The organism is Streptomyces sp. NPDC050164 (assembly GCF_044459945.1).
GTDB lineage: Bacteria > Actinomycetota > Actinomycetes > Streptomycetales > Streptomycetaceae > Streptomyces > Streptomyces coeruleorubidus_A.
Genome location: NZ_JBITJK010000018.1, coordinates 84,556 through 109,383 on the forward strand (window position 1 = coordinate 84,556; position 24,828 = coordinate 109,383).

Consider the following 24,828-nt stretch of genomic DNA (forward strand, 5'->3'; position numbering starts at 1 on the left):
CGGACCAGTAGGACCTGCCTCCGGGCGCCGGCTCAGGCGGGCTGAGCAGTATGTCGACGGTCCGGCGAAGAGCTACTCCCCTTCTGCGCCGTCCATGGTACGCGAGACCGTTCCTAATCAGTGAGCAGGAGTGAGTCTTGGACTCATACCTGGTCACTGCGGACACTCCGAACGGTTTTGGGTGTCCTGGTCGCCCGCGTACTCGCCGCGTCTGGCGGCACGGATCGTGTCCGTGGTCCGGGGATGCGGGGGCGGGGTCCCTCACGCCCAGGGGCGCGCCGGTCGGCCTGGACGGTCCGATGCCCGTGCACATCGCTCTGGTGTGCACGGGGCGGTGTCGTCCGTCGCCGGATCGGGTGTCCCTGGGCGCGTCGTCCGATCGCGATGCTCGCCGCATCGTGCCGGGTGGTTTTACGAGTGGGGCCGGCCATCGGCTTTTGCCAGTGCTGGGCGCCCCACTTGCTGGTGTAGGCCGGGTCCACGGCGATGATCGTGATACCTGTGGCGCCGGCCATGGAGGTCAGCCGGGCGCGGAGCTTGCCGGTCGGCATGCCGGAGATGAGCTGGCGGAATCGGCGCTTGCGCCCGTGCTTCTCTCTGGTTTTCTCGGCCTGGAAGTCGAGGTCTTCGACCGCGATGGCCTTGACGCCGCAGGTCTTGGCCCAGTTCAGCAGCCGTGTGAGGGCGTGCCGTACCTGGGCGTCGCGGTGCTGGGCGGTGCCGGACAGGTCGTAGAAGAACCGGCGCGGCCGGCCGATCGGATTGCCGTGAGTGTCCAGGCGCCATGCGGCGAGGTGGTCGGCGTTGGTGTCCACGCCGATCACGCCCTCGGCAAGGGCGGCTTCGAGTGGGATGGTCTTGGTGGGTGGGATCTGCCAGGAGGCGTTCACGTACCAGCGCCCGCGCTGCGTGTCGATGGGGGTGCCCCCGCTCGAGCGAAGCCGAGAGTGGGGGAGGATGCGGTAGGCCACGGCCCGGTTGGCCTCCACGCGGTCGGCCCACTCCTGCCCCCGGTGAGGGAACCGCACCTGCGCAGCGAGTACGTACCGGCCGTGCTTGGCGTTCGCCAGGTCGGCGAGCGGGGCCGGGAGCTTGATCGATACTTCACCCTCGGGCGTGATGCGGATCGTCTCGTTGCCGAACCTTTTCCCCGACTCGCCGTCCGCCTTAAGGAACCAGCGCTCGGCTTCCCACCGCTCACGCCACCCGGCCTCGGTGAGTTGCGCCGCATCGAGGTTGTGGCGGGTGCCCAGCAGACGTTTGCCGCCACGCACGACATGCACCCGGCCCGCTGCCCGGTCGGCCCGGACCTGCTCCAGCCGGTCCTCCAGCACATGCAGCCGTCGCGTCTTGTGGAACCACTCGTGCGCGGAGCGGTAGCCGCCCGGAGCCGGCTTGGTGCCCTTGTGCCCGACCGGCAGCGACAGCCGGTGTCGGATCGTCGTGATACCGGCTTCGAGGGACTGCACGTGTGCGGCCTGGCCGCGCCGGGCGAGTGCCCACTGCTCATGCGTGGCCTTCGTGATCGACCCGGCCCACCTGGACGACGACTCGGCCGTCAGGTCCCGCTTGCGGACCGCCCATGACTCGGTGGAGTGCTCCAGGCCCTCCATGCAACGCGCCTTGAGGTCCTTCGAGGCGAGCGAGCCCAGGTGCGCACCCACCAAGCGCAGAACCTTCTCATCCTCGGGCGTGAGGCCCCTCAGCCGGGTACGTACCGCCACACCGGACGGGCCGAGAGCGACGAACGGCGCGGCGATCGGGCGGAGGTCAGCCATCTTCGGCGGCTTCCAGTGCCTTGCGGGCGCGGCTCTTCGCCGACCTGCGCCCGTACAGGCGGGCGCAGAACGAGGTCAGCACCTCCACCATGTCCCGCACCAGGTCGTCTTCGACCTCGCCGTCGTCCAGGACCAGCAGCCGACGGCCCGTCGCGGACAAGGCAGCCTCGACAAGCTCGACGTTCATCCGGCCGAGCCGGTCCTTGTGCTCCACCACCACACAGGTCACGTTCGGGTCGGCCAGCAGACGCCGGGCCTTGGAACGGCAGCCGTTCATCCCGGAAGCGATCTCCGCCTCAACACGAACGACTCGGTGACCGGCCTTCGCTGCCCACGCCGACAGCCGAGCGACCTGGCGTTCCAGATCCGTCTTCTGATCGTGCAAGGACACGCGGGCATACAGACCCAGACCGCCGATGGCCTCGGGCGTGGTGTTCGCGTCGATGTTCACCAGGATCGTGCGTGGCCCGACCCGCTGAGCCGGTACCGGCAACGTCCCCTCACGGAACCAGCGATACGCGGTCTGCGGATGCACGCCCTGCGTCTTCGCCCATTCCGTCAGATTCACGCTCTGACAACGACACTCACTCATACATGGTCACGCTCACTTACCCGACTTCGAGGACCAGCAGGTGGAGACCCCTGGAGCGAAAAGTTCCGCCGTGAACCTTGTCATGTCATGACCGCGTCACTAACTTCTCACCGGGCGCACACCTCCCCGCAACAAGGCGCGACGAGCATTCCCTCGCTCGCAGCCCAACGCCCCCACCCCACAAGGGAGTTCGCATGCCGAAGTTCTACGCGCGTCGACGGCTCAGCATACTCGCGGGCCTCACGGGTCTCATAGCCTCGGCCGGCCTTCTCAACGGCCCGGCCGCCTCCGCCGCCCTGCCCACCCCCGTCAGCGGGGCCACCGCCCGCTCCTACCTCGCCTCGCTCACCGTGGCCACCGAGGACCGCACCGGCTACAACCGCGACCTCTTCCCGCACTGGATCACCCAGTCCGGCTCCTGCAACACCCGCGAGGTCGTCCTCAAGCGCGACGGCTCGAACGTCCAGCAGGACTCCTCCTGCGCCGCCACCAGCGGCAGCTGGTACTCCCCCTACGACGGCGCGACCTGGTCCGCCGCCTCCGACGTCGACATCGACCACCTGGTCCCGCTGGCCGAGGCCTGGGACTCCGGCGCCGACTCCTGGACGACCTCCCGTCGCCAGTCCTTCGCCAACGACCTGACCCGCCCGCAGCTCATCGCGGTCACCGACAACGTCAACCAGGCCAAGGGCGACCAGGACCCGGCCACCTGGATGCCCTCCCGGACGACGTACCGCTGCACCTACGTCCGCGCCTGGGTCCAGGTGAAGTACTACTACGACCTCTCCGTCGACTCGGCCGAGAAGTCCGCGCTCCAGAACCACCTCGCGAACTGCTGACACGCGATTTACGTGTCGGGACCTCCCCGCTGACCTCCGTCGTTCCGTACCGTACGGGGCGACGGAGAGGGGGCCACGATGGCCGGACTGCGGCTCGGACCGCTGCTGAGGTACACCGACGGCTCGTCCGCGACCGTATGGGTCGAGACGAGCCGTCCGTGCACGGCCGCGGTGCGCTGCGCCGACGGCGCCGGCGGCACGGCCCCGACCTTCCAGGTGGCGGGCCACCACTACGCGCTGATCCCGGTGACCGGGCTCACGGCCGGCACGTCCACGACGTACGAGGTCCTCCTCGACGACACCCCCGTGTGGCCGCTGCCCGACTCCCCCTTCCCGCCCTCGGCGATCCACGCGCCGGGCGGCGAGGGCGGCCTCCGCGTCGCCTTCGGCTCCTGCCGCTGGGCCGCCCCTCCCGCCGGCGGACACGACCCCGTCGGCCCGGACGCCCTGGACGCGCTGGCCACCCGCCTCGTGGCCGCCCCGGAGGGCGAGCGGCCCGACGTCCTGCTGCTGCTCGGCGACCAGGTGTACGCCGACGAGACCTCCGAGACGACGCAGCGCTGGCTGGCGGCCCGCCGCGACCTGAACGACCCGCCGGGCAACGGGGTCGCGGACTACGAGGAATACACGCACCTCTACTACGAGTCCTGGCTCGACCCCCGCATCCGCTGGCTGCTGTCCACCGTGCCCAGTTTCATGATCTTCGACGACCACGACGTCGTCGACGACTGGAACACCTCCGCCGCCTGGCTCGCCGACATGCGGGCCACCGGCTGGTGGCGGGAGCGGCTGCTGAGCGGGCTGATGTCGTACTGGGTCCACCAGCACCTGGGGAACCTCTCACCGGAGGAGCTGGCGGCCGACCCGGTGTACGAGGCCGTCCGCAAGGTCCCCGACGGCACCGAGGTGCTGCGCACCTTCGCCGCCCGGGCCGACGCCGATCCGGCCACGGCCCGCTGGAGCTACCGGCGCGACTTCGGGCGCGTCCGCCTGCTGATGGTCGACAGCCGGGCGGCCCGGGTCCTCGACGAGGGCAGCCGCGCGATGCTCGTCCCGGGTGAGGACGCCTGGTTGCGCGAGCAGGTGCTGGACAGCCCCGGGTCGTACGACCACCTCCTCCTCGGCACCTCGCTGCCCTGGCTGCTGCCGCATCTGGTGCACGACGCCGAGGGCTGGAACGCGGCGCTGTGCCGGGGCGAGCGCGGCGAGCGCTGGGCGCGGTTCGGGGAGAAGGTGCGGCGGGCCGCCGACCTGGAGCACTGGTCGGCGTTCCCCGAGTCGTTCGCCGGGCTCGCGGAGCTGATCGCCGAGGCCGGCTCGGGGCGAGGCGCCCCTGCGACCGTGTGCGTGCTGTCCGGGGACGTGCACCACGCCTACATCGCCGAGCCCTCGTGGCCCGGGCCGGGCCCCGACGCCCGGGTGGTGCAGCTCGTCTGCTCGCCCGTCCACAACTCCGTCCCCCTGTCGATCCGGATGGGCTTCCGCGTCGGCTGGACCGCGGTGGCACGCGCGCTCGGCCGCTGCCTCGCCCGGCACGGACGCCTCCCCCGGCCGCCGGTCGGCTGGCGCAAGACGGGCGGCCCCTGGTTCGGCAACCAGCTGATGACGCTGACCCTGCGCGGCCGTTCGGCACGGCTGCGACTGGAGCAGGCACGCGCCCGGGAGGGCAAGGGCCCACGCCTGACGACGCTCCTCGACTCCGAGCTTGCCCCGTAACGGACCCGTTCCGCCCGTTTACTGCTCCTGTGCCCCGTGATGCTCGTGACGCATCCCACAGCGAACGTCAATCCTTGACCACGAGCCTCGGTTCCCACTCCGGCGACGGCATGATGAGGCGGACCGTCCGCTTCCCCACCGGCGGACCGCCGAACGCGCCCCACACGCCCGGGAGTACCACCCTTGCCTGCGTCGACCGAGGAATCCGTACCGGAGGAGACCCTGCCGGAGGGATCCGCACCGGCCGAGGAACCCGCACCGTTCTCCATTGCCCTGGTCGGCGCCGGGCCGCGCGGCACCAGCGTCCTGGAACGCCTCTGCGCCTGTGCACCGGAACTCCTCCCGCCCGGGGCCCGGCTGACGGTCCACGTCATCGACCCGGATCCGCCGGGGCCCGGCCGCGTCTGGCGTACCGACCAGTCGCCCGAGCTGCTGATGAACACCGTGGCCTGCCAGGTGACCCTGTTCACCGACGACAGCGTGGACTGCTCGGGCCCGATCCGCCCGGGCCCGAGCCTGCATGAGTGGGCGCGCGGCACGCTCGGCCCGGACGAGTACCCGACCCGGGCTGACTACGGCCGTTATCTGAAGTGGGTGTTCGCGCAGGTCGTACGCGACGCGCCGGCGACCGTCCGCGTCGAGACGCACCGGGCACGCGCGGTACGGCTCGACGACACCCCCGGCGGCCGCCAGGCCCTCGCCCTCGACGACGGCCGCATCCTGACCGGCCTGTCCGCCGTGGTCCTGACCCAGGGGCACCTGCCGACGACCGCGGACCCGGTCCAGCGGCGCCTGGCGGCCCACGCCGCACACCACGGGCTGCGCCACGTGCCGCCCGCCAACCCGGCCGACGTCGACCTGTCCTCCGTACCGCCCGGCGACCCCGTCCTGCTGCGCGGCCTCGGCCTCAACTTCTTCGACCACACGGCCCTGCTGACGACCGGCCGCGGCGGCCGTTTCGTACGGGACGCCCAGGGCCTGCGCTACCTCCCCTCCGGCCGCGAGCCGCGGCTGTACGCCGGTTCCCGGCGGGGCGTCCCGTACCAGGCCCGCGGCGACAACGCGAAGGGGGCGTACGGCCGGCACGTCCCGCTGGTCCTCACACCGGAGGTGATCGCGGGCTTCCGCAAGCGCGCCGACTCCGGGGAGGCGCCCGACTTCCTGGCGGAGATATGGCCGTTGGTCGCGAAGGAGGTGGAGACGGTGTACTGCACCGCGCTGCTCCGGCGGGCGGGAGTTTCCGCGCGACGGTGCGAGGAGTTCACCGGTCACTTCCTGTCCGTACCGCACGGCGACCCCGAAGAGGCGGTGCTGCTGGGCGAGTTCGGCGTGGCGGACGCCGACCGCTGGTCCTGGGAGCGGATCTCCCGGCCGTATGCCGGACGGGACTTCGCGCATCCCGGCCAGTGGCGTGACTGGCTGCTGTCGTACCTGCGCGAGGACGCCGCGCAGGCCGCCCTGGGCAATGTGCGCGGCCCGCTGAAGGCGGCCCTCGACGTGCTGCGCGACCTGCGCAACGAGCTCCGGCTGATCGTCGACCACGGCGGCCTGGCCGGCCTCTCCCGCCGGGACCACCTGGACCGCTGGTACACCCCGCTCAACGCCTTCCTGTCCATCGGCCCGCCCCGGCGCCGCATCGAGGAGCTGGCGGCCCTGGTGGAGGCGGGGGTGGTGCGCGTGCTCGGGCCGCGCCTGAAGGTGACGGAGGTGGACGGAGCCTGGGCGGCACACTCACCCGACGTGCCGGGTTCGGTCGTCCGTGTGACAACCCTCATAGAGGCCCGTCTGCCGGAAACCGACCTGCGGAGAACAGCCGACGCCCTCCTCGCGGGGCTGCTGCGGACCGGGCAGTGCCGTCCGCACACCGTCGACGGTTATGAGACAGGCGGGTTGGATGTCACACCACGCCCTTACCACCTGATAGACCGCCAAGGAGGCCCGCACGCCAGGCGGTTCGCCTTGGGCGTGCCGACGGAGGGCGTGCACTGGGTGACGGCGGCGGGGGCTCGTCCGGGTGTGGATTCAGTCATGCTTTCGGACGCGGACGCGGTGGCGAGAGCGGCTCTACGTGCGACTGCGACCGAAAGTGAGCCCCAACAGCAGGTAAACCATTGGCCCAATGTTGAACTTGCAAGCATCGATTAGGCGCACCTAACGTGGGTTACTCATCGGTTCCGTCCCCCGACCGGCCCTCCCCTGGCCGGCCGACCGAAGGAGACCCCCACATGACCGCACGCCTCAACGGCGCGCAGCCGTACGCTCTCGGACTGTTCCGGATCGTCATCGGCCTGCTCTTCGCCTGCCACGGCGCCGTCGCGCTCTTCGGTGTCCTCGGAGGTGCGGACGGCAAGGGCGGCACGGCGGCGACCGGCGCCTGGCCGAACTGGTACGCGGCCGTCATCGAACTCGTCGGCGGCAGCCTGGTGCTGCTGGGCCTGGGCACCCGCGCCGCGGCGTTCATCGCCTCCGGCGCGATGGCGTACGCGTACTTCAAGGTCCACCAGCCGCAGGGACTGTGGCCGATCGAGAACAGCGGCGAGGGCGCGGCCATGTACTGCTGGTCCATGTTCCTGCTGATCTTCACGGGTTCCGGCGCGTTCGGCGTGGACCGGCTGCTGGCCAGGCGAACGTCGGCGCAGGGACGGCAGTCCACGGACCAGACACCGGTGGTGGCCTGACCCGCCCGCACCGCGCCGGGCAGAGCGGCGCCTCCCCTTGCGTGCGGGGAGGCGCCGCTCTGGCGTATACGCCGGGACACGGCAGCCGGGTGACGACTCGGGACGAGGTGAACACTCGGTACCGAACGTACGAGCCCCCCGTGAACCGCCCGTCACACCCCAGGCGTACGCTGCATGGCTGTCATCGGCCACTCCTGCCGCTCCGCCGCGCCACCGCGGCACGGTCTGGCCCACGGGGGACCAACGGGGAGTTGCGGTGCTGGAGCATGTGGGGTCGCTGCTTGGCAGCCCATGGATCTACGCGGTGGTGGCCCTGTCGGTCCTGTTCGACGTGTTCCTGCCGGTGCTGCCCAGCGGTGTCCTGGTGATCACGGCGGCGACGGCGGCGGCCGCGGGTTCGGCGGCCGACGTGCCCGACATCCTGGTGCTGACCCTCTGCGCGGCCACCGCCTCCGTCCTGGGTGACCTGGCCGCCTGGCGCCTCGCCTGGCGCGGCGGCGAACGTCTGGACCGGGCGATCTCCCGCTCCCGGCGCCTGACCACCGCGCAGGAACGTCTCGGCACGGCCCTCGCGCGGGGCGGCGGCGCCCTCGTCGTCCTCGCCCGCTTCGCCCCCGCCGGCCGCTCGGTCGTCTCCCTCGGCGCAGGCGCCGCCCACCGCCGCGCCCGCGACTTCCTGCCCTGGTCGGCCCTGGCGGGCCTCACCTGGGCCACGTACAGCGTCGCCCTCGGCTGGTTCGGAGCCCAATGGCTGGGCGCGAGCTGGCTGGGGACGGCGGTGTCGGTGGGGGCGCTGTTCGGGGCGGGGGCGGGCGCGGCGTACCTGATGCGCAGGGAGCCGCGGGCGTCGTAGACCTGGGGTTGGGAGGTGCCCTGTGGGTCAGTCGGCGCTAGCTTGCCCGCTGGGCCCGGGCGCCACGGACCTCCAGCCCGTCCAGCAACTCGGCCGTGGCCTGGGCGATGGCCTCCACGGCGCGGTCGAACACCTCCTGGTTGTGAGCGGCGGGGGCGCGGAAGCCCGAAACCTTCCGCACGTACTGCAACGCGGCAGCCCGAATGTCCGCCTCCGTGGCCTCTTCGGGCATCACGGGCGGACGAAGGGTCTTGATACTCCGGCACATGCCTCCAGTCTCACCCCTGCGCCCCTCTGCCGGGAACGAACGAGGAACACTCGTTCGCATGAACCACGGGAGCAAACTCGCCCACTCAATTCGAACAGGCGTATCATTGGGCCGTGGCAACGACCTATGACTTTCCGAGTGACCTCCTCGCCGGTCAGGAGGAACTCCATCAGGTCCGGGCCGAGCTGTCGGCCCTGCTGAAGCGACTCCCCTGGTCGGTGGAACCACTGGACGGCTTCAGCGACGACAACGGCTGGCGCAAGGTGGAGCGCCCCGCCTCCCCCGGCTGGACAGCCGACGAACAGGCCGAAGTGGAAAAGCTCCGGCGGCGTGAACACGAGCTCGCGGTGTTCGTCAGCACGCACCGCTACTGGTCCGAACTCACGGGTCCCGAGCGGGTGTCGGCCCGCTCGGCACTGAAACACGCGCACGAGGCTCCGCCGGAGGAGACCGACGGGACGTCGTAGCGGCTGAAGGTCGGCCGCTGTTCCCGATGGCCTGCTGGTGGTGCGGGATCCTGCCCTGCAGGATGCGGGGCGCGGACGGTTTCGAACCGCCGACATCCTGCTTGCAAGGCCTCCACTCCCTTCGGCATGCCTGGAAACGGACGCAACTGACACCCATTCGTGTCACGGAAACGTCACTCCACATCCACGCCTCCTCCACACGGCGCATGATGCTCCCTCAGCACCTGCACCACACAAGGGGGACACCATGATCAAGCGCACCACCACAGCCGCACTCATCGCGGCCGCCCTGCTCACACTCACCGCCTGCGAAGGCACCGACACGAGCAGCGGCAACAGCTCCAAGCCCAGCCAGGGCAGCAACGACAAGGCCGACACCAGCAACGACACCACGAAGGCCGAGACCGTCTCGCTGCCCGACATGACCGGCAAGGGCCTTCAGTCCGCGCAGGACCAGGCCCAAGAGGCAGGGTTCTACAGCCTCACCTCGCACGACGCCCTCGGCCGCGGACGCATGCAGGCGTTCGACCGGAACTGGAAGGTGTGCTCCCAGGCCCCGCAGGCCGGCGAGCACTCCACCGACACCAAGGTCGACTTCGCCACGGTCAAGCTCGAAGAGGACTGCCCGGCCAAGGACGAGGGCGCCGCCCCTGAGGAGGCCGGCGGCACGATGCCCGACTTCAAGGGCAAGGCCATCAAGGTCGCCCGCCAGGGCCTCGACGCTTCGACGAGCATCACCGTCAACGATGCCTCCGGCCAGGACCGCATGGTCCTCATGGAGTCGAACTGGAAGGTGTGCAGCCAGGAGCCCGCCGCCGGCGCCAAGCTGGACGGCCAGCCTGTGACGCTCACCGCGGTGAAGTTCGAGGAGTCCTGCTGACCTGATCCCCCGCTGACCGGCCCGGTGTTGTGCGCGAAGGCCTGGCAGGACGGCGCCTTTGAGCCCGGCGACATCCCAACGGACACCATGCCCCGTCCACTGCCCGAGCTCGACTCCGCCGTCGGCGTGCTGGTGCAGTGGCGGCTGGGTGCCCAGTACGCGCGGATCGCCGAGCGGGCCCCGCACCTCCTCTGCGATTCTCTCGCCGCGCTGCATCACGACTCGGGCGCCGACCGGCTCCGCGTCGCCCAGCTCCTCGCCGTAACCGCACGGTCGACCGATGCGGTCTCTTACAAGTTCGGGTACCACGACCTGTCTGCCCGCTTGATCGAGCTGATGCGATGGGCCGCCCAACAGACCGAGGACCGCATCGCCCAGGCCACCGCCGCATACGTGCGCACCGAGACGTTCTTCGCTGCTCGCACCCACGCACAGGGCCTCACGGCCCTGGAGCAGGCCATCGACACCAGCCCCAGCCCGTTGAGCCGGGCCGCGGCGGCGGCCCGCGGCGCACTGCACATGCGGGCTGCCGTGATCGCAGCCCGGGCGAGTGACGCCGACGCCGCGGCGCTTCACCTCCGCGAAGCCCACCGCCTCGGCGACTCGCTGCCGGAAGACGCCTACGGCGGCACGCAGTTCGGACCGGACACGGTGCGCGCGCACGAAGTGTCCGTAGCGGTCAGCCTGGGCCAAGAGCATCTCCAGCGAGCGCTGGACATCGCGGACGAGTGGACTCCTCCAAAGGACATGCCGGCCGAGAGACAGTCGGGATTCTGGATCGAACTCGCTCGCGCCCAGGTCTGGGCCGGTCGCCCCGACGATGCCTTCGAGTCGCTGAAGGTGGCCAGGTCCATCGCACCCCAGCACACCCGCGAGCACCCATGGGCGCGCGAAGCCGCTGCGACGGTGCGCCGCTTGAAGCGGTCAGACGCCGAGTCGCTGACCAGCTTCGCGGAATGGATCGGCGCCATCTGAGGGGATACACGCTGTATCCCTTGTGCCTCTCGTAGCGGCCCATCATCTGTCCGTAGTCAGCGAACAGGCAGATGGGAGCCGGTGATGAGCAGCCGCACCGAGCCGCTGGTCAGGGTTCACGGTCCGGTAAGTATCGCCCGTCTACATGGGCGGGCTTGCTGGTACTGCGGGGCCGTCAGCCGAGCTCTTTCCCCGGCAGGCCGCGCACAGCGAAGGGCTGGCCGTACGTGGAACATCGTGTCCTGCGGATGCCACAGGGTGCCCACGCCGACTGCTGGGCAGGCAAGCTGATGACGACCGTGGAAGGTGCCGGCGCTGCGGCCCTCGCCCTGCTGCCGCTGCCGAACGTCTCCACGCTGTCGGGGTTCCGAGGGCACGATCTGCGTGTGGTGCGGCGCCAGCCTGGTCCCGTACACGGCGCGGGACCTCGGCATCCGGCCCGGCCCGAACGGGGTGACCATCTTCCCCCGCGGCTGCGGTACCTGCGTCCGAGCCAAAGCGGCTGACGTGTACAAGATCCATGTCTCGGCGTGCGGCTCGTGCCTCCGTAACAGGCCCCGCCCTGAACGCACGGGCCTGCGCCGTCTCGCATCGGAGGGCGCGTCATGAGCCCCGTTCTCCCGCATCCCACCGATCTGACGCATCTGCAGTACGCGGGTTGGAACTGCGTCTGGTGCAACGCCTCCCTCCGTAACGGCGGAGTCAGCGTGGGCTTCTCCCGTGGCGGCGTGGCCGCTTACGACCTCGACGTCGAGGTGTACGCCTGCGGCCCCAAGTGCCCCGAAGCGCCCGGGGTCGAAGCCTGAGAGGAAGAACCGGTGAGCCGCGTCCACCGCGCCGTCACCGCCTGAGACTCCCGCCCTGGGCCCCCACCTTGGACCGTCAAGCCCGGGGCAGGTTGCACGCTCCACACCTACGACACTGGGAGAGGCATGTTCGTTCACACCGACCGTCTGCCCACCAGCCCCGCGATCTCGCAGGGCCTCGTCACCGCCCGCCCATGAGGGCTCGGTCGCATGGCGCCCTACCCCACCATGGCCCCCGCTTACGCCCACGCCGAGCTGGACCCGGCCACGCAGACCGCCCGGTTCTACGACGGCGCCGGCCAGGTGCTGGAGATAAGTGATCCGCGTCCGGTGTTGGTCGTCACCAGCCTGCACGACCCCACCGCCGACGTGGTGATCGGAGAGTTGCACGACCGGGGTGTCCCGGTCGTGCGGCTCGACTCGGGGGACTTCCCCGCATCACTGTCGGTGGAGGCAGAGATCACCGAGCACGGCCTGCAGGGCAGTCTCCGCACGCCGTCGCGCACCGCGGACTTGGCGCATGTCCGGGCCCTTTACTACCGCCGGCCGAGCGGCTTCGCGTTCCCGCACCTCGACGAGCAGGACGCACGGTTCGCCATCACCCAGGCCCGGTATGGACTCGGCGGAGTCCTGGCCTCACTGCCCGGCTGCCTCTACGTCAACCACCCGCACCGCATCGGGGACGCCGAGTTCAAACCATCCGGGTTGGCCGCAGCAGCAGCCGCCGGGTTCCTGGTGCCACCCACGCTCATCACCTCCAGCCCCGACGCGGCCCGGGCCTTCATCAAGGCGCACGGCTCGGTGATCTACAAGCCGCTGTACAACCCGGTGTACCGCGTCGACGGCGTCTCGTCCGTCGTCAAGGTCGCCGAGGTGTCCGCAGCGGACATCGACGACGACGTCGCGGGCACGGCGCACCTTTTCCAGCAGCGCGTCGTCAAGACCGCCGACGTCCGGGTGACCGTCATCGGCGGGTACGTCTTCTGCGTCCGTATCGACTCCGACCTCCTCGACTGGCGCACCGACTACAGCCGGCTGGCCTACACCCCGGTCGAAGCACCGCCCGGCATCCGGCCGGCGCTCCACCGCTACATGAACCACTTCCGACTGGCCTTCGGGGCTTTCGACTTCGCTGTGGGCGAGGACGGCCGATGGTGGTTCCTGGAGTGCAACCCAAGCGGCCAGTGGCACTGGCTGGAGACCGAAACCGGCCTGCCGATGTGCGCGGCCCTGACGACCCTTCTTGAGAGGAAGACGTGACCGATCAAGCACAGCTTCACCGGCAGCTGCTCGACAGGCTGACGGCGTCCGGCAGTCTCCGCACCGAGTCGTGGAAGCAGGCCGCTGAGGCCGTCCCGCGGCACGACTTCCTGCGCCACGGGTACTTCCGGCGGGCGGTCGGCACGGAGTTCACCGCGTGGGAGCCCGTACGGGAAGGTGACGCGGGCTGGCTGGAAGGCTGCTACGCGGACGAGTCGCTGGGTGACCCAGATCGCCGGCACGATCGTGCCGGAAGACATCCACGGCCGGATCATGCGCGAGCCGACCAGCTCCAGCACGCTGCCCTCCCTCGTGCTGCGCATGCTGGAGGACCTCGAGGTCGAGGACGGGCACAAGGTGCTGGAGATCGGGACCGGCACCGGCTACTCGACCGCCGTCCTCTGCGCGCGGCTCGGCGCAGGAAACGTCACCTCGATCGAGTACGACCCGCGCGTAGCGTCGCGGGCTCGGGCCGCACTCGGCCACCTCGAGACGTACCCCACCCTCGTCACCGGCGACGGGCTCCTCGGCCACCGCGCGGGAGCGCCCTACGACAGGGTCATCGCCACGTGCGGCGTACGTACGGTGCCTCAGCGGTGGATCGAGCAGACCCGGCCCGGCGGCCTGATCCTGGCGACCATCTGCGGATGGCTCGGCTCCTCGGAACTCGCGCGCCTGACCGTCCATGAGGACGGCACGGCGGCCGGCCCGCTGCTGGGCGGCGGGGTGAACTTCATGCTCGCGCGCCCGCACATGCCGCCACCGCTCGGCCTGCTCCCAGACCTCGACGACGGCAAGGAACGGGAGACCGTCACCGGCGCCGAGGTGCTGGACAACTGGTCTTCCCGGTTCGTCGTGCAGCTCGCCGTGCCGGGCGCCCAACGGCTGACGATGCAGCGGGACGGGCGCACCGAGGACGTTCTGGTCGACGTCGGCACCGGCTCATGGGCCGCGGTATTCGAGGACGGCGGCCGGTGGCGCGTCCGGCAGGGCGGACCGGAGCCCTTGTGGGACGCCGTGGAGGAGCAGTTCGGCCGCTGGTGTGCGGCCGGCGCACCGATGCTGGAGGACTTCACCGTCACCGTCACCCCGGAGGGTCAGACCATCGGCTGGTGATCCGAGGCGGTGCCGCTTGTCCCGCGCCGTCCTCGTCTTGTCTGGACTCTTTGTGGACTTCGATCACAGGTGAGGCTCTCAAGGGAAGTCCCTGGAGAGCCTCTGACCTGCTGACTAATCCCGTGGGCGCGGACGGTTTCGAACCGCCGACATCCTGCTTGTAAGGCAGGCGCTCTACCCCTGAGCTACGCACCCGGCTCCCGAGCCATACGCCCAGGACGAGTCGACAGCCTACATTGCCCGGGGCACGGTCCCGCAAACCCGTAGCCGTGGGCCGGCCCGGGGGATAACCCCACCTTGGATCCGGGAGCGGCCCGGATCCCCGAGCGGGCCCTGGGTCCATACGGTCGTAGAGCGCTCGAGAGCGCTCGTCGTCCGCCCGGGGGGAGACCGTCATGGCCCGCACCACTCGCACCACCGGCACTACAGGCACCACTGGCACCACTGGCACCACTGGCACCACCCGCCCAGTCTCTGCCCGCGCGGTCGCCGTCGCCGGTGCCTTGGTCGTGCTCGTCGCCGGTCTCAGCGCCTGCGGCGCGTCCGCCGGGGACGACACCGATCCCGACCACCGGTCCTTCGGTCTGGAGAGCCGCACGCTCACCGTCGACTCCGACGACTCGGCCCTCGAGATCGTCGCCGCCGACTCGAACCCGGCGGGCCGGATCGAGGTCACCCGGTGGTTCCAGGGCTCGGTCGTCGTCGGCAAGGAACCCAAGGCCACCTGGTCCATGCGGGACGACCGGCTGGTGCTGCGGCTGAAGTGCTCCGGCGTCGTCGTCGACTGCTCGGCCAAGCACCGCATCGAGGTACCGCGCGGCGTCACCGTGAAGGTCAAGGACGGCGACGGCAGCGTGCACGCCCGCGGCTTCCGGGACCCGCTGAGCATCCGCACGGGCGACGGCTCGGTCCGCGTCACCGGCTCCACCGGCCCCCTGAACATCCGCACCGGCGACGGCTCCGTCCGCGTCACCGACACCACCGGCCCTCTGGAGCTGCGCACCGGCGACGGATCCATCCGGGCCAACGTCTCCTCCCGTGACGTCCGCACCCACACCGGCGACGGCTCCGTCCGCCTGGAACTCGGCGCCGTACCGGACCGCGTGGAGTCCCGCAGCGGCGACGGTTCCGTGACCATCGCGCTGCCCAAGGCCACCTACCGGGTGACCACCGAGACCGGTGACGGCGGCGTGGATGTGTCCGTCCCCCGTGACGAGAGCAGCTCCCATGTGGTGTCCGCCCGCACCGGCGACGGCAAAGTGACGGTCCGAACGGCGAACTAACCGGCCCGTGTGTTCGTCCTTAACCGGTGGGAGAATGACACCGGGCAGGGTGGACCACAGCACGGGAGAGGGATGTGACGGCGACTCCAGCGCAGCCGTACTCGCCGTCGGTGTCGCGCGCTCGCCGCCCGCGCCGCCGCCTCCCCCGTACTCCCGGCCCGTTCCGTGACGCGCTCACCCTGATGGGGCTGCCGCTGCTGGCCGCGCTGGCGCTGCCCGCCGCCTTCGCGGGCGGGGGCACCCGGCGCTGGTTCGGCGGTCGTGCCGAGGGCCAGCGGGCCGAGGCGCAGGCCGCGAAGGACGCCGCCGCGGCCGCCTTCTACGAGCTCGACACCGCGCAGCGCGACCTGCGCATCTCGATCGAGACGATCACCGCCGTCGACGACTCCCCCGCCGCCCGGCGCGCCGTCGCCGACTTCGACGCGCTCGGCCGGCGCATCGACGAGGCCAGCCACCAGTACATCAGCGCCGTCGACGCCCATGACCTCGACCGCGACGACCTGGAGGCCTCGGTCGCCTCCCGCGCCCGCAGCGAGCTGACCGCCGCCAAGGAGGAGCTCGGCCGGGTCAAGCAGGAGCTGGACCGGTTCACCGACGGCCTCGGCCCGCTGCTCGGCAAGGCCGAGACCCAGCTGGCCCGCCTCGCCCCCGCGGTCGAGCGCGCCCGGCAGGCCCTGCTCGCCGCCTCCAACGCCCTCGACTCCGTCCGGGCGACAGGGCTGAAGGCGGACGACCTCGCCGCCCGTCTCGCCGCCCTGTCCCCCGAGCTCACCAAGCTGAACCAGGGCGCCGGGCAGCACGGCGTACCGCAGACCCTGGAGCGGGCCGAGCGGGTCACGCGCGGGGCCGAAGCGGTCCGCGTGGAGGCCGAGCGGCTGCCGGAGCGCGCCGCCGAGATCGATCACCGGCTCGTCTCCCTGCGCACCCGCGCCCAGGCCCTCACCACCCGCTCCGAGCAGGTCGAACCGATCCTGAGCGAACTGCGCCGCCGTTTCACCGTGGCCTGCTGGCAGGACCTGCAACGCGTCCCCGATATCGCCGCCGAGAACGTACGCCAGGCCGAGACGAAACTGGCCGAGGCCCACACCGCCCGCGACGAACAGCGCTGGGCCGACGCCACGGCCCTGCTGTCGACCGTACGAGCCCTGCTGAACACCACCGACGAGGCCGTCTCGGCCGCCGGCGACCGCCTGCGCCGCCTGAACGCCGTGCAGAAGGACCCCCAGCAGGAGATCGACCGCACCCGTTTCGCCATCCGCGACGCCCAGCGCCTCGCCATGGCCGGCCGCAACACCCCCGACCCGCGCCACGCCCGTCCCCTGGACGACGCGGTGTCCCGCCTGGACCGCGCCATCGCCACCCTGGAGGGCCGCCACCCCGACTACTGGCACTTCCTCACGGAGACCGAAGCCGTACGCCGGGCCGTCTCCCACGTGGTCTCCCGGATCCGCGAGGAACGGGGCGCCGCCGGCCATTGACCGTGCCGGTTAACCTGTGCGCATGCCTCGCTACGAGTACCGCTGCCGGACCTGCGGCGACACCTTCGAACTCAGCCGTCCCATGGCGGAGTCCTCCGCTCCCGCGGCCTGCCCCTCGGGTCACGACGACACGGTGAAGCTCCTTTCCACGGTCGCGGTGGGCGGCTCGGCCTCCGCCCCGGCACCGGCCCCCCGCGCGGGCGGCGGAGGCGGCGGCTGCTGCGGAGGCGGCTGCTGCGGCTGACGCTTTTCCTCAGGAATCCTTCAGCTTGGGTTTCCTAGCGTGGCGGCATGACAGCCATCGCAGCGGACACGGGACCGCAGTGGGTCAACGACCTGATGGACGCGCTGGGCGCGCCTGGCGCCGGTCTCGCCATCGCCCTGGAGAACCTGTTCCCGCCGCTGCCCAGCGAGGTGATCCTGCCCCTGGCCGGATTCGCCGCGAGCAGCGGCCGGATGAGCCTGCTCGCCGTCCTGCTGTGGACGACGGCCGGCTCGGTGATCGGCGCGCTCGCGCTGTACGGGATCGGTGCGCTGCTCGGTCGTGACCGGACGGTGGCGATCGCGGCCCGGCTGCCGCTGGTGAAGGTCGCGGACATCGAGAAGACGGAGGCGTGGTTCCTGCGGCACGGCACCAAGGCGGTGTTCTTCGGCCGGATGGTCCCGATCTTCCGCAGCCTGATCTCCGTGCCGGCGGGTGTGGAGCGCATGCGCCTGCCGGTGTTCCTCGGGCTGACGACCCTGGGCAGCGCGATCTGGAACACGGTGTTCGTGCTCGCGGGTTACGCGCTCGGCGCGAACTGGCACGAGGTCACGGCCGTCGTCTCCACCTACTCGAAGGTGGTCCTGGCCCTGGCCGCGCTGGCAGTAGCGGTCTTTGCCGGGGCACGGCTGCTAACGCCCCCAGGGGGCGCGGGGAACCGCGCGACAAGCCACAACACACCCGCACCCGCACCCGCACCCGCAAAACCACCGCACTCCCCGAGCTCCTAGGCGAACCGGCCAAGCCCAGCGGCAGCGGCCAGCTCCCGCAGGATCCGCTCCCCCGCGAGGACGCCCCGTTCGGGAAGCGCCCTGATCCCGGGAGCCGTCCAGCCGGTGTCGGCCAGCTCCCCGTGGCCGGGCCGCCAGCCCTGGTCGGCCGCGAGGAGCAGGTCCGCGTCGAGCAGGGAGTCGCCGGCGGCGAGGGTGAGATCGGCGCCGGTGCGACGGGCGATCTCGCGCATCGCCGCGCTCTTGGTGAGCGGCTTGGGCACGGCGTAGATCTTGCGGCCCTGGAGGGACACGGTCCAGCCGCGGTTCTCCGCCCACACCGCCAGTTCCTTCACCCAGTCCTCGCTCAGCAGTTCACGCTCGACGACGAGGTAGGCGAAGAGGTCGTCGGCGACGCGGTGCTTGCGCACCCAGACCGGGTCGGCGGCCCTCAGCAGGTGTTCCTGCACCTCGGCCAGGGGCGCGCACTGGTCGGCCAGCCGCGCGGTCACCTGTGCGTGCCAGTCGGGGTCGGACACGCCGTCCACCAGGATGTGGCCGCCGTTCGCGCAGATCGCGTAGGTGGGCGCGGGGCCCGGCAGGTTGATGCGCAGGTACTGCTTGCGCGTACGGGTCGTCGTCGGCACGAACACGGCGGCGTCGCCGAGGTCGGTCAGGAGCTGGGCCGCGGTCTCCGTCATGTACGACAGCGGCTTGCTCTCGTGCACCTCCACACACAGCAGCCGGGGCGCCCGTGCGTCCGGCATGGTCAGCGCCAGAGCCGCAGCGGAGTAGATCAGGGTGCGATCGAGGTCGCTCGCGACGAGGGCGGGCATCAGACCGTCACCGCCTTGCCGTCGGCGCCGGTCGCGCCCCGGGTGTACTTGGGGTGGATCAGGCCGACGCAGGTGTAGGGCAGTTCGGCCACCTCCTCGACGGGTACGCCGCGTTGCTCGGCCAGCAGGCGTACGTGGTCGAGGTCGCTGCCCGCCCCGGCGCGTGCCAGGACCTTCCAGGGCACGCGGCGCAGCATCACCCGGGTGGTCTCGCCGACGCCGGGCTTGACGAGGTTCACGTCGTGGATGCCGTACTCCTCGCTGATGCGCTCGACGGCGGCCCAGCCCTCCCAGGTGGGCGAGCGGTCGGCGGCGAGCAGTTCCTTGGCCTGGGCGCAGGCCGCGTCCGCGACCTCGGGGAAGCGGGCGGAGACGGCGTCCAGGAAGGTCACCGAGACGTCCGCGCCGGCGAGTTCGCGGTAGAACTTCGCACCGTGGTAGTCGTGCGGTCCGACCAGGTCCGCCCGCAGGACGGTCCGCGAGATCAGGCCGGACACGGTCGAGTTGAGGCAGGCGGAGGGAATGAGGAAGTCCTCGCGGGTGCCGTAGGTCCGTACGCAGGAGCCCGGGTCGGCCAGCACCGCGATCTCGGGACTGAAGCCGGTGATGCCGTCGGACTTCTCGAACTCCTCCAGGGCCTGGGCGAGTTCGCGGGTGATGGCGCCCTTGCCGGTCCAGCCGTCGACGAAGACGACGTCCCGGGGGTCGTGGTGCTCGGCGAGCCAGCGCAGGGCGTTGGCGTCGATGCCGCGGCCGCGGACGATCGACACGGCGTAGTGCGTCAGGTCGAGACCGTGCCGGTGCTGAGCCCAGCGGCGCATCAGGATGCCGACGGGTGTCCCGGCACGGGCCAGGGAGACCAGGACGGGGCGCGGCGACCGCTCCGCGAGGACCGTCTCGGTGACCACGCCGGCCGCCTGGGCGATGCGGGCCGCCGAGTCCTCCAGCGCGGCGTGGAACAGCTCCTGGTACTGCTCGCTGGGCTGGTACTCCACGGGCAGCGACTCGGCGTAGTGGGCGCCGCCGCTCTGGATCGCCTCCTCGCGCTCCTCGGTCGGCGCCTCCAGCGTCACGTCCGAGAGGTCCTGGAGCAGCCAGCCGACCTCCTCGGGCGCGTACGAGGAGAAGGCGGGGCCGCGGAGGGGCTCGGGCAGCATGGAGGGCCTTTCGGAAGGCTGCGGGGTCGCGCGGACGGGCGAGGTCTCGGGGACGTACGACGGCACGACGGCGAGGAGGACCTGCGGCGTGTGCGCGGCGAGCTGGGCCAGCAGGCCGTCGGGCGCGTGCAGCGGGGGCGTGTCCGCGGCCGAGTCGACGACGGGTATCACCGCGTCGAAGCCGGCGCCCGCGACGTTGTAGGCGTACCGCTCGCCGGGACCGTCGGCGGGGTCGTCGTGGGCGGGGAAGACCAGTCGGGTGCGTATCGCGTAGCCGGGGTCGTCGACGGCGAGGACGGGCGAGCGGGTGGTGGTGGAGTAGCGGACCTCGGCGTCCGTGGTCCGCTCCAAGGCCTCGGCGAGCCGCAGCGGGGCGTACATGAGCTCCTCGAAGCCCAGTACGTGCACGCGCCGGACCCCCTGGGGCAGCGCGTCGGCGATCCGGGCCGCCATCGCGGGCAGGACGGCCTCCAGGCGCTCCCGATGCGCGGGGGTGAACCCGTGGCGTCCGCCGTCCGGCAGGTCGTGGGGCCAGCGCAGGTCTACGCGGGTGAGGTGGGGGTGGGTGCCGACTCCGTCCGGGTGCGGGCCGACGCCCTCAAGGGGCGCGGGGAACTGCGCGACCGGCCACGACGCGCCCGCGGACGACAAAGCACCTTCCGCGGCACTCTCCGCCTCGTGCCGCGCCACCAGCTCCTGCCCCTTCGCCAGCACCCCCTCGGGCAGCCGCACGGTCCCCGAAGCCGCTGCCACGAGATCCACCCGCGCGCCGATCGCGCGGGCGAACTCCTCCAGCCGGCGGGCGTCGGCAACCGACCGCATGTCCACCAGCGCCACCACGACATACCGCCGCCGCGGATACCGCTCATGAAGATCCCGGACGGTGTTCAGCACCGTGTTCCCCGTGGAGAACTCGTCGTCGACCAGGACCAGCGGCCCGTCGCCGACGAGCAGGGCCGGGTCCTCCGGCAGCAGCAGATGAGACGTGGCGTGGGAGTGGGACTCCTCGAAGCCGCCCGCGCGGGCGACGCCGGCGACGGGGCGGCGGGTGGAGTGCAGGTAGGGGGCCAGGCCCAGGCCGTCGGCGACACAGTGGCCGAGGCCGGTCGCGGTCTCCGCGTAGCCGAGGACGACCGCGCGGCGCGCCTCGTCGGCGCCCAGCAGGTCACGCACCCGGCGGCCCAGCTCGAAGCCGTAGCCGTAGACCACGGACGGCGACTGCGGGACGTGCTTGCCGAGCACGTTCGACACCAGCAGATGTGCACGCTTGGGGTTGCGGCGCAGGGCCAGTCCCAGCAGGTCGGTCAGCCGGTCGTCGCCCACGAGCTCGACGCCGAGCCGCTCGGCGACCCAGCTGCCCGGCCAGACACCCTCGGCACCGCCGGCCGTCGCGGCCCGCACCCCGTCGCGCACCTGGTGGTGCACCCCCTCGTTCACTGCCTTCTCCATGAATTCCCTGCGTCGATGTCGCCGGTCACTCCGGCGAGCCTGCGTTCCTCGGATGCCGTGTGTTCGGATGCCGTGTGTTCAGTCGCACAAGCCGGCCGCGAGCAGCTCCACGAAGCCGATGTCCTCGTTCGCCACACCGAAAACCTCGGCACGCAGCAGCGTCCGCTCGGCCCAGGCCCGATGCGGCTTCACCTCGTTCATCTTGTTCGTGTACGCCGATCTCAGCACACCCCCGCCGCCGCGCTCGGGGCGCAGGATGTCCTGGGCGTCCGAGAACTCCTCGTGGCTGACGACCGACAGGGCGTGCACGGGCAGCACGTGCGAGGGGTGGATGCAGGTCTTGCCCAGCAGTCCGTTGGCGTGGTCCAGGGAGATCTCCCTGAGCAGGCCGTCCATGGCGTGCTCAATCAGCTTCTCGCGCAGTTCCGCGGCCTGCACCTCCAGGAAGGGGCTCTGCCGCAGCTGCGGCTTGAACATGCGCTCCTGGACCCGGAAGTACTCCCACACCGGCCCGGTCACGGTGAAGCCGGTCCCGTCGACGCGGCCCAGCATGTTCACCACGTCGGCGATCACGGAGGCGACGATCTGCACGTCGTAGGCCGTCATGTCGGGGCCTCTGCGCAGCCCGTAGGAGGAGCAGAAGTCCGTCACGCCGAGGCGCAGGGCGAGCACGCGGTCGCGGTACTTGTCGACCGCCCGGGAGATGCCCTCCAGGGTCGCCACACGCGACTCGCGGTAGAGCAGCTCCGGCGACTCCAGCACCGGCATGGCGAAGAGGCGGTGGCCGCCTTCGGCCTCGGCGGTCGCCAGGGCCTCCAGGAAGGGGATGCCGCGTTCCTCGGTGAACTTCGGCAGTACGAATCCGGACAGCAGCCGGACGGCGGGCCCGAGGCGTCGTACCAGGTCGGGAATCTGCTCGGGGACGCGGACCCGGATGAAGAGCAGCGGCAGGTCCGCTCCCGGGAGGTCGGCGAGGGCCGTGAGCTGGCGGACGAGGTTCTCCTCGCCCGGGCCGACGTCCGCGTCGTCGATCGAGTCCTCCAGGCACAGGACCATGGAGACCACGCCGCGGCCGGCCTGCTTGAGGATGTCGTCGGCGAGGCGTTCCCGGGTGGCCGGGCTGTAGAGCGTGGCGCCGAGGGCGGCCGAGAGCAGCCCGGCCGGCGAATCCGCGGTGAACGTGCACGGCTCGCGGTAGAAGAGACGCTTCCGCACCTCAGGGGCGATGTGCCCGAAATGACGCATGAAACTCCCCCGTGATGGTTGTGCGACCTGCGAATCGTCGGAAGCTGGCCGGTAATAGTACGTAGAAGTCCATGGCAGAGGTTCCCGTCAGGCATGAATTTCAGGTAACGCGGGCAAGCACAGCCAGGCCCGGCCATCACGACGGTAGTCCGCGAGGGCCGTCGGCGCCGCTCGTGGCAGCGCGGGCCCCCGCGTTGTCGTGAGCAGGACCGAGAAGGCAGGATGACCGCATGACGCACGCGATGCTGAAGGGGTCGAACGTCCCGCTGGAAGCCACCACGGTACGCGCCGTGCTGCGCTGGACACCCGGGCAGGGGGTTCCGGACGTCGACGCCTCCGCGCTGCTCCTGGGCCCCGACGGTCGTGTGCGCTCCGACGAGGACTTCGTCTTCTACAACCAGCCCCGGCACCCTTCCGGGAAGGTGTGGCGGCTCGGCAAGAAGCGGGTCGCCGAGGGCCTGACCGACACGATCCAGACAGATCTCGCCGGTGTCGAGTCGGAAGTCAGCCGGATTCTGCTGGTCGCATCGGCGGACGGCGTCACGTTCGACCGCGTACGGGCCCTGCGCATTCTGCTGTACGACGCGGCGGGCACCGGCGCGGAAGCTCTGGCGTACTTCGACGTCAAGCCCGAGACGGGCGAGGAGACCGCGCTGATCTGCGGCGAGCTGTACCGGCGCGGGGAGAGCTGGAAGTTCCGGGCGCTGGGCGAGGGCTATTCGAACGGGCTTCAGGGGCTCGCGACCGACTACGGCATCTCGGTGGACGAGTCGGAGGCGTTGGAGGAGACGGCCGGACAACCGACCACGGCCGGCACGGCCCAGCCCACGACCGCCGGCCCCGCACAGCCGACGACCTCCGCCCCCACCCAGCAGCCCCCGGCCCCGGCCCCGCCCTCCCCCGAGGTGTCCCGGCCGCTGCCGCCGGAGCAGCCGACCGTGGTGCCCGCGCAGTCCGGGTACGGATATCCGCCCCAGCAGCCCCCGGCGACCCAGCCGGCGTACGGCTACCCGCATCCCACCAGCCAGCCCGCGTACGGCTACCCCCAGGCACCGGCGACGGCGGGCGTCACGGGGGCGCAGTCCGGCTACGGCTACCCGCAGCCGGTCGCAGCCGCGGCCCCCGACCCGGACTTCCGTCTGCCCCCGCAGGGCCCGCAGTTCATCGGTCGCTAGGCCCTGTCGTCACATTCCCGTCGTCCGCCCGAAGGGCGGGCCCCGCGGCGTCAGAGTGCGTGCATGGCGTCGCGGGGCAGGCGGGAATTTGACGACAGGGCCTAGGCAGGACCGGGGGCCGACACCCGCAAGGGCCCGGCCCTCGGCCCCGCCCTCGTCCCGGCCTCAGCGCTGGACCTTCGTCTTGTAGCCCCGGCCCCACTGGAGCCCCCACCCGTACAGCCGGTCCAGCTCGGCCTGGAACCCGTAGACGAACTTCGCCTCGCGGCGCACGATGATCTCGTCCTTGACCTTCTCGATCATGACGACGGCGCAGGAGCGGGCCTGCGGCTGGCGTTCGTCGAGGTGGATCTCGATGCGGGGGCCGTTGCTCGGGTAGAGGGTGACGATGGCGTGGGCGCGGTCGAAGGCGGGTGTCGCGTCGTAGATGTAGACGAAGATCAGGAGCCGCTTGATGCTGTCGCGGTGGTCGAGGTTGATGTACATCGTCTCGCCGGACCCGGAGCCGAAGCGGTCGTCGCCGCTGAGCTTGACGTACGGCGGGGCGTTGACGTCGCCGAAGTAGCCGCCGAGGGGCTGGACGACGCCCTTGCTGCCGTCCTGGAGTTCGTACAGACAGCCCAGGTCGAGGTCGACGTTGACCACGCTCTGGCTGTGGCCGATGACCTCCGGCGGTTTGAGGGCCCTGAAGGGGTGCCGCAGCAGGCTCTCGCGCTGCGGGCCGCCGATGTCGGAGGTGCGCATCCGCCAGCTCAGGTTGACGCGGAGATGGCCGGTGGCCGCGTCCTGTTTGCTGAGTGATATCTGCGCGCGCCGCTTGGTCAGTTCGATCGCGTTGGTTGCCGCGTGACCCGAGTCGAACTGCACATCGCCACGCCGGAGTCCGTCGAACAGGCCCATTCCGCCCCCACGTTCACTTGGTGACCGCGGGTCCTCGCCGTACCCGCGGCCCTTGACGACCGACGGGGCGGCCGCCGAGGAGTCGCCTCGGTGGCCGCCCCGCAC

General features: G+C 71.3%; 23 protein-coding genes and 1 tRNA gene. 16 read left to right on the plus strand and 8 right to left on the minus strand.

The annotated features are described in order from the left end of the window. Nucleotides 1-143 precede the first annotated feature (143 nt). Both ACIBNA_RS23685 and ACIBNA_RS23690 read right to left on the minus strand, forming a co-directional pair. Complete coding sequence (locus ACIBNA_RS23685) at nucleotides 144-1,778, minus strand: IS200/IS605 family accessory protein TnpB-related protein (RefSeq protein WP_399167124.1); 1,635 nt, start codon at nucleotides 1,776-1,778, stop codon at nucleotides 144-146. Further along, nucleotides 1,771-2,346: an IS607 family transposase gene (locus ACIBNA_RS23690; protein WP_399167125.1), complete on the minus strand. Its 576-nt coding sequence runs from the start codon at nucleotides 2,344-2,346 to the stop codon at nucleotides 1,771-1,773. The genes ACIBNA_RS23685 and ACIBNA_RS23690 overlap by 8 nt, the downstream gene beginning before the upstream one ends. A 218-nt stretch (nucleotides 2,347-2,564) precedes the next feature. Here ACIBNA_RS23690 and ACIBNA_RS23695 point away from each other — a divergent pair, with 218 nt between their 5' ends. From ACIBNA_RS23695 to ACIBNA_RS23715, 5 genes are all read left to right on the plus strand, one after another. Beyond that, nucleotides 2,565-3,209, plus strand: coding sequence for an HNH endonuclease family protein (locus ACIBNA_RS23695; RefSeq protein ID WP_399167126.1), 645 nt, complete (start codon nucleotides 2,565-2,567; stop codon nucleotides 3,207-3,209). A gap of 78 nt (nucleotides 3,210-3,287) precedes the next feature. Beyond that, a complete protein-coding gene (locus ACIBNA_RS23700; protein ID WP_399167127.1) occupies nucleotides 3,288-4,925 on the plus strand; it encodes an alkaline phosphatase D family protein in 1,638 nt (545 codons plus the stop codon). A gap of 222 nt (nucleotides 4,926-5,147) precedes the next feature. Continuing rightward, a complete protein-coding gene (locus ACIBNA_RS23705; RefSeq protein ID WP_399167195.1) occupies nucleotides 5,148-7,070 on the plus strand; it encodes an FAD/NAD(P)-binding protein in 1,923 nt (640 codons plus the stop codon). A gap of 80 nt (nucleotides 7,071-7,150) precedes the next feature. Further along, nucleotides 7,151-7,603, plus strand: a complete 453-nt coding sequence (locus ACIBNA_RS23710) for a DoxX family protein (protein WP_399167128.1) — start codon at nucleotides 7,151-7,153, stop codon at nucleotides 7,601-7,603. A gap of 256 nt (nucleotides 7,604-7,859) precedes the next feature. Next, nucleotides 7,860-8,456 carry a DedA family protein gene (locus ACIBNA_RS23715; protein ID WP_399167129.1) on the plus strand — a complete coding sequence of 199 codons (597 nt, stop codon included), beginning with the start codon at nucleotides 7,860-7,862 and terminating at the stop codon, nucleotides 8,454-8,456. Nucleotides 8,457-8,493: 37 nt separating this feature from the next. On the opposite strand, the gene ACIBNA_RS23720 is transcribed toward ACIBNA_RS23715, so the two are convergent. Further along, nucleotides 8,494-8,724, minus strand: a complete 231-nt coding sequence (locus ACIBNA_RS23720) for a DUF2277 domain-containing protein (protein ID WP_399167130.1) — start codon at nucleotides 8,722-8,724, stop codon at nucleotides 8,494-8,496. Nucleotides 8,725-8,837: 113 nt separating this feature from the next. Between ACIBNA_RS23720 and ACIBNA_RS23725 the strand changes: the two genes are divergently transcribed. The 6 genes from ACIBNA_RS23725 (at nucleotide 8,838) to tgmC (ending at nucleotide 14,228) form a co-directional block, all read left to right on the plus strand. Beyond that, nucleotides 8,838-9,191 carry a hypothetical protein gene (locus ACIBNA_RS23725; RefSeq protein ID WP_399167131.1) on the plus strand — a complete coding sequence of 118 codons (354 nt, stop codon included), beginning with the start codon at nucleotides 8,838-8,840 and terminating at the stop codon, nucleotides 9,189-9,191. A 247-nt stretch (nucleotides 9,192-9,438) separates the two neighbouring features. After that, entirely contained in the window at nucleotides 9,439-10,071 is a 633-nt protein-coding gene (locus ACIBNA_RS23730; RefSeq protein WP_399167132.1) for a hypothetical protein, read from the plus strand. Nucleotides 10,072-10,158: 87 nt separating this feature from the next. Next, on the plus strand, nucleotides 10,159-11,046 hold the full coding sequence (locus ACIBNA_RS23735) for a transcriptional regulator (RefSeq protein ID WP_399167133.1): 888 nt from the start codon (nucleotides 10,159-10,161) through the stop codon (nucleotides 11,044-11,046). 605 nt (nucleotides 11,047-11,651) lie between these two features. After that, nucleotides 11,652-11,852, plus strand: a complete 201-nt coding sequence (locus tag ACIBNA_RS23740) for a hypothetical protein (RefSeq protein WP_399167134.1) — start codon at nucleotides 11,652-11,654, stop codon at nucleotides 11,850-11,852. 210 nt (nucleotides 11,853-12,062) lie between these two features. Beyond that, a complete protein-coding gene (gene tgmB, locus ACIBNA_RS23745) occupies nucleotides 12,063-13,112 on the plus strand; it encodes an ATP-grasp ribosomal peptide maturase (RefSeq protein WP_399167135.1) in 1,050 nt (349 codons plus the stop codon). Between the two features lie 222 nt (nucleotides 13,113-13,334). Further along, nucleotides 13,335-14,228 (plus strand): ATP-grasp peptide maturase system methyltransferase, encoded by an 894-nt coding sequence (tgmC, locus tag ACIBNA_RS23750; RefSeq protein ID WP_399167136.1) that lies wholly within the window; start codon nucleotides 13,335-13,337, stop codon nucleotides 14,226-14,228. Nucleotides 14,229-14,351: 123 nt separating this feature from the next. Here the strand turns inward: tgmC and ACIBNA_RS23755 are convergent. After that, nucleotides 14,352-14,423: transfer RNA gene (locus ACIBNA_RS23755), tRNA-Val, on the minus strand. Nucleotides 14,424-14,623: 200 nt separating this feature from the next. On the opposite strand from ACIBNA_RS23755, the gene ACIBNA_RS23760 reads away from it, so the two are divergent. From ACIBNA_RS23760 to ACIBNA_RS23775, 4 genes are all read left to right on the plus strand, one after another. Beyond that, a complete protein-coding gene (locus tag ACIBNA_RS23760; protein ID WP_399167137.1) occupies nucleotides 14,624-15,511 on the plus strand; it encodes a DUF4097 family beta strand repeat-containing protein in 888 nt (295 codons plus the stop codon). 74 nt (nucleotides 15,512-15,585) lie between these two features. Further along, nucleotides 15,586-16,989: a hypothetical protein gene (locus tag ACIBNA_RS23765; RefSeq protein WP_399167138.1), complete on the plus strand. Its 1,404-nt coding sequence runs from the start codon at nucleotides 15,586-15,588 to the stop codon at nucleotides 16,987-16,989. A 22-nt stretch (nucleotides 16,990-17,011) separates the two neighbouring features. Then, nucleotides 17,012-17,233, plus strand: coding sequence for a zinc ribbon domain-containing protein (locus ACIBNA_RS23770; RefSeq protein WP_031112023.1), 222 nt, complete (start codon nucleotides 17,012-17,014; stop codon nucleotides 17,231-17,233). Between the two features lie 47 nt (nucleotides 17,234-17,280). After that, a complete protein-coding gene (locus tag ACIBNA_RS23775) occupies nucleotides 17,281-17,982 on the plus strand; it encodes a DedA family protein (RefSeq protein ID WP_399167139.1) in 702 nt (233 codons plus the stop codon). On the opposite strand, the gene ACIBNA_RS23780 is transcribed toward ACIBNA_RS23775, so the two are convergent. From ACIBNA_RS23780 to ACIBNA_RS23790, 3 genes are all read right to left on the minus strand, one after another. Beyond that, complete coding sequence (locus tag ACIBNA_RS23780; RefSeq protein WP_399167140.1) at nucleotides 17,979-18,797, minus strand: HAD family hydrolase; 819 nt, start codon at nucleotides 18,795-18,797, stop codon at nucleotides 17,979-17,981. The two genes, ACIBNA_RS23775 and ACIBNA_RS23780, sit on opposite strands and share 4 nt — an antisense overlap. After that, entirely contained in the window at nucleotides 18,797-21,403 is a 2,607-nt protein-coding gene (locus tag ACIBNA_RS23785; protein WP_399167141.1) for a phosphoribosyltransferase, read from the minus strand. The genes ACIBNA_RS23780 and ACIBNA_RS23785 overlap by 1 nt, the downstream gene beginning before the upstream one ends. Nucleotides 21,404-21,481: 78 nt before the next feature. Continuing rightward, entirely contained in the window at nucleotides 21,482-22,648 is a 1,167-nt protein-coding gene (locus ACIBNA_RS23790) for an HpcH/HpaI aldolase/citrate lyase family protein (protein WP_399167142.1), read from the minus strand. Between the two features lie 230 nt (nucleotides 22,649-22,878). Here ACIBNA_RS23790 and ACIBNA_RS23795 point away from each other — a divergent pair, with 230 nt between their 5' ends. Further along, nucleotides 22,879-23,823 (plus strand): TerD family protein, encoded by a 945-nt coding sequence (locus ACIBNA_RS23795; RefSeq protein ID WP_399167143.1) that lies wholly within the window; start codon nucleotides 22,879-22,881, stop codon nucleotides 23,821-23,823. Nucleotides 23,824-23,988: 165 nt separating this feature from the next. Here ACIBNA_RS23795 and ACIBNA_RS23800 read toward each other — a convergent pair whose 3' ends face one another. Next, nucleotides 23,989-24,723, minus strand: a complete 735-nt coding sequence (locus tag ACIBNA_RS23800) for a Tellurium resistance (RefSeq protein WP_399167144.1) — start codon at nucleotides 24,721-24,723, stop codon at nucleotides 23,989-23,991. Between the last annotated feature and the right edge of the window lie 105 nt (nucleotides 24,724-24,828).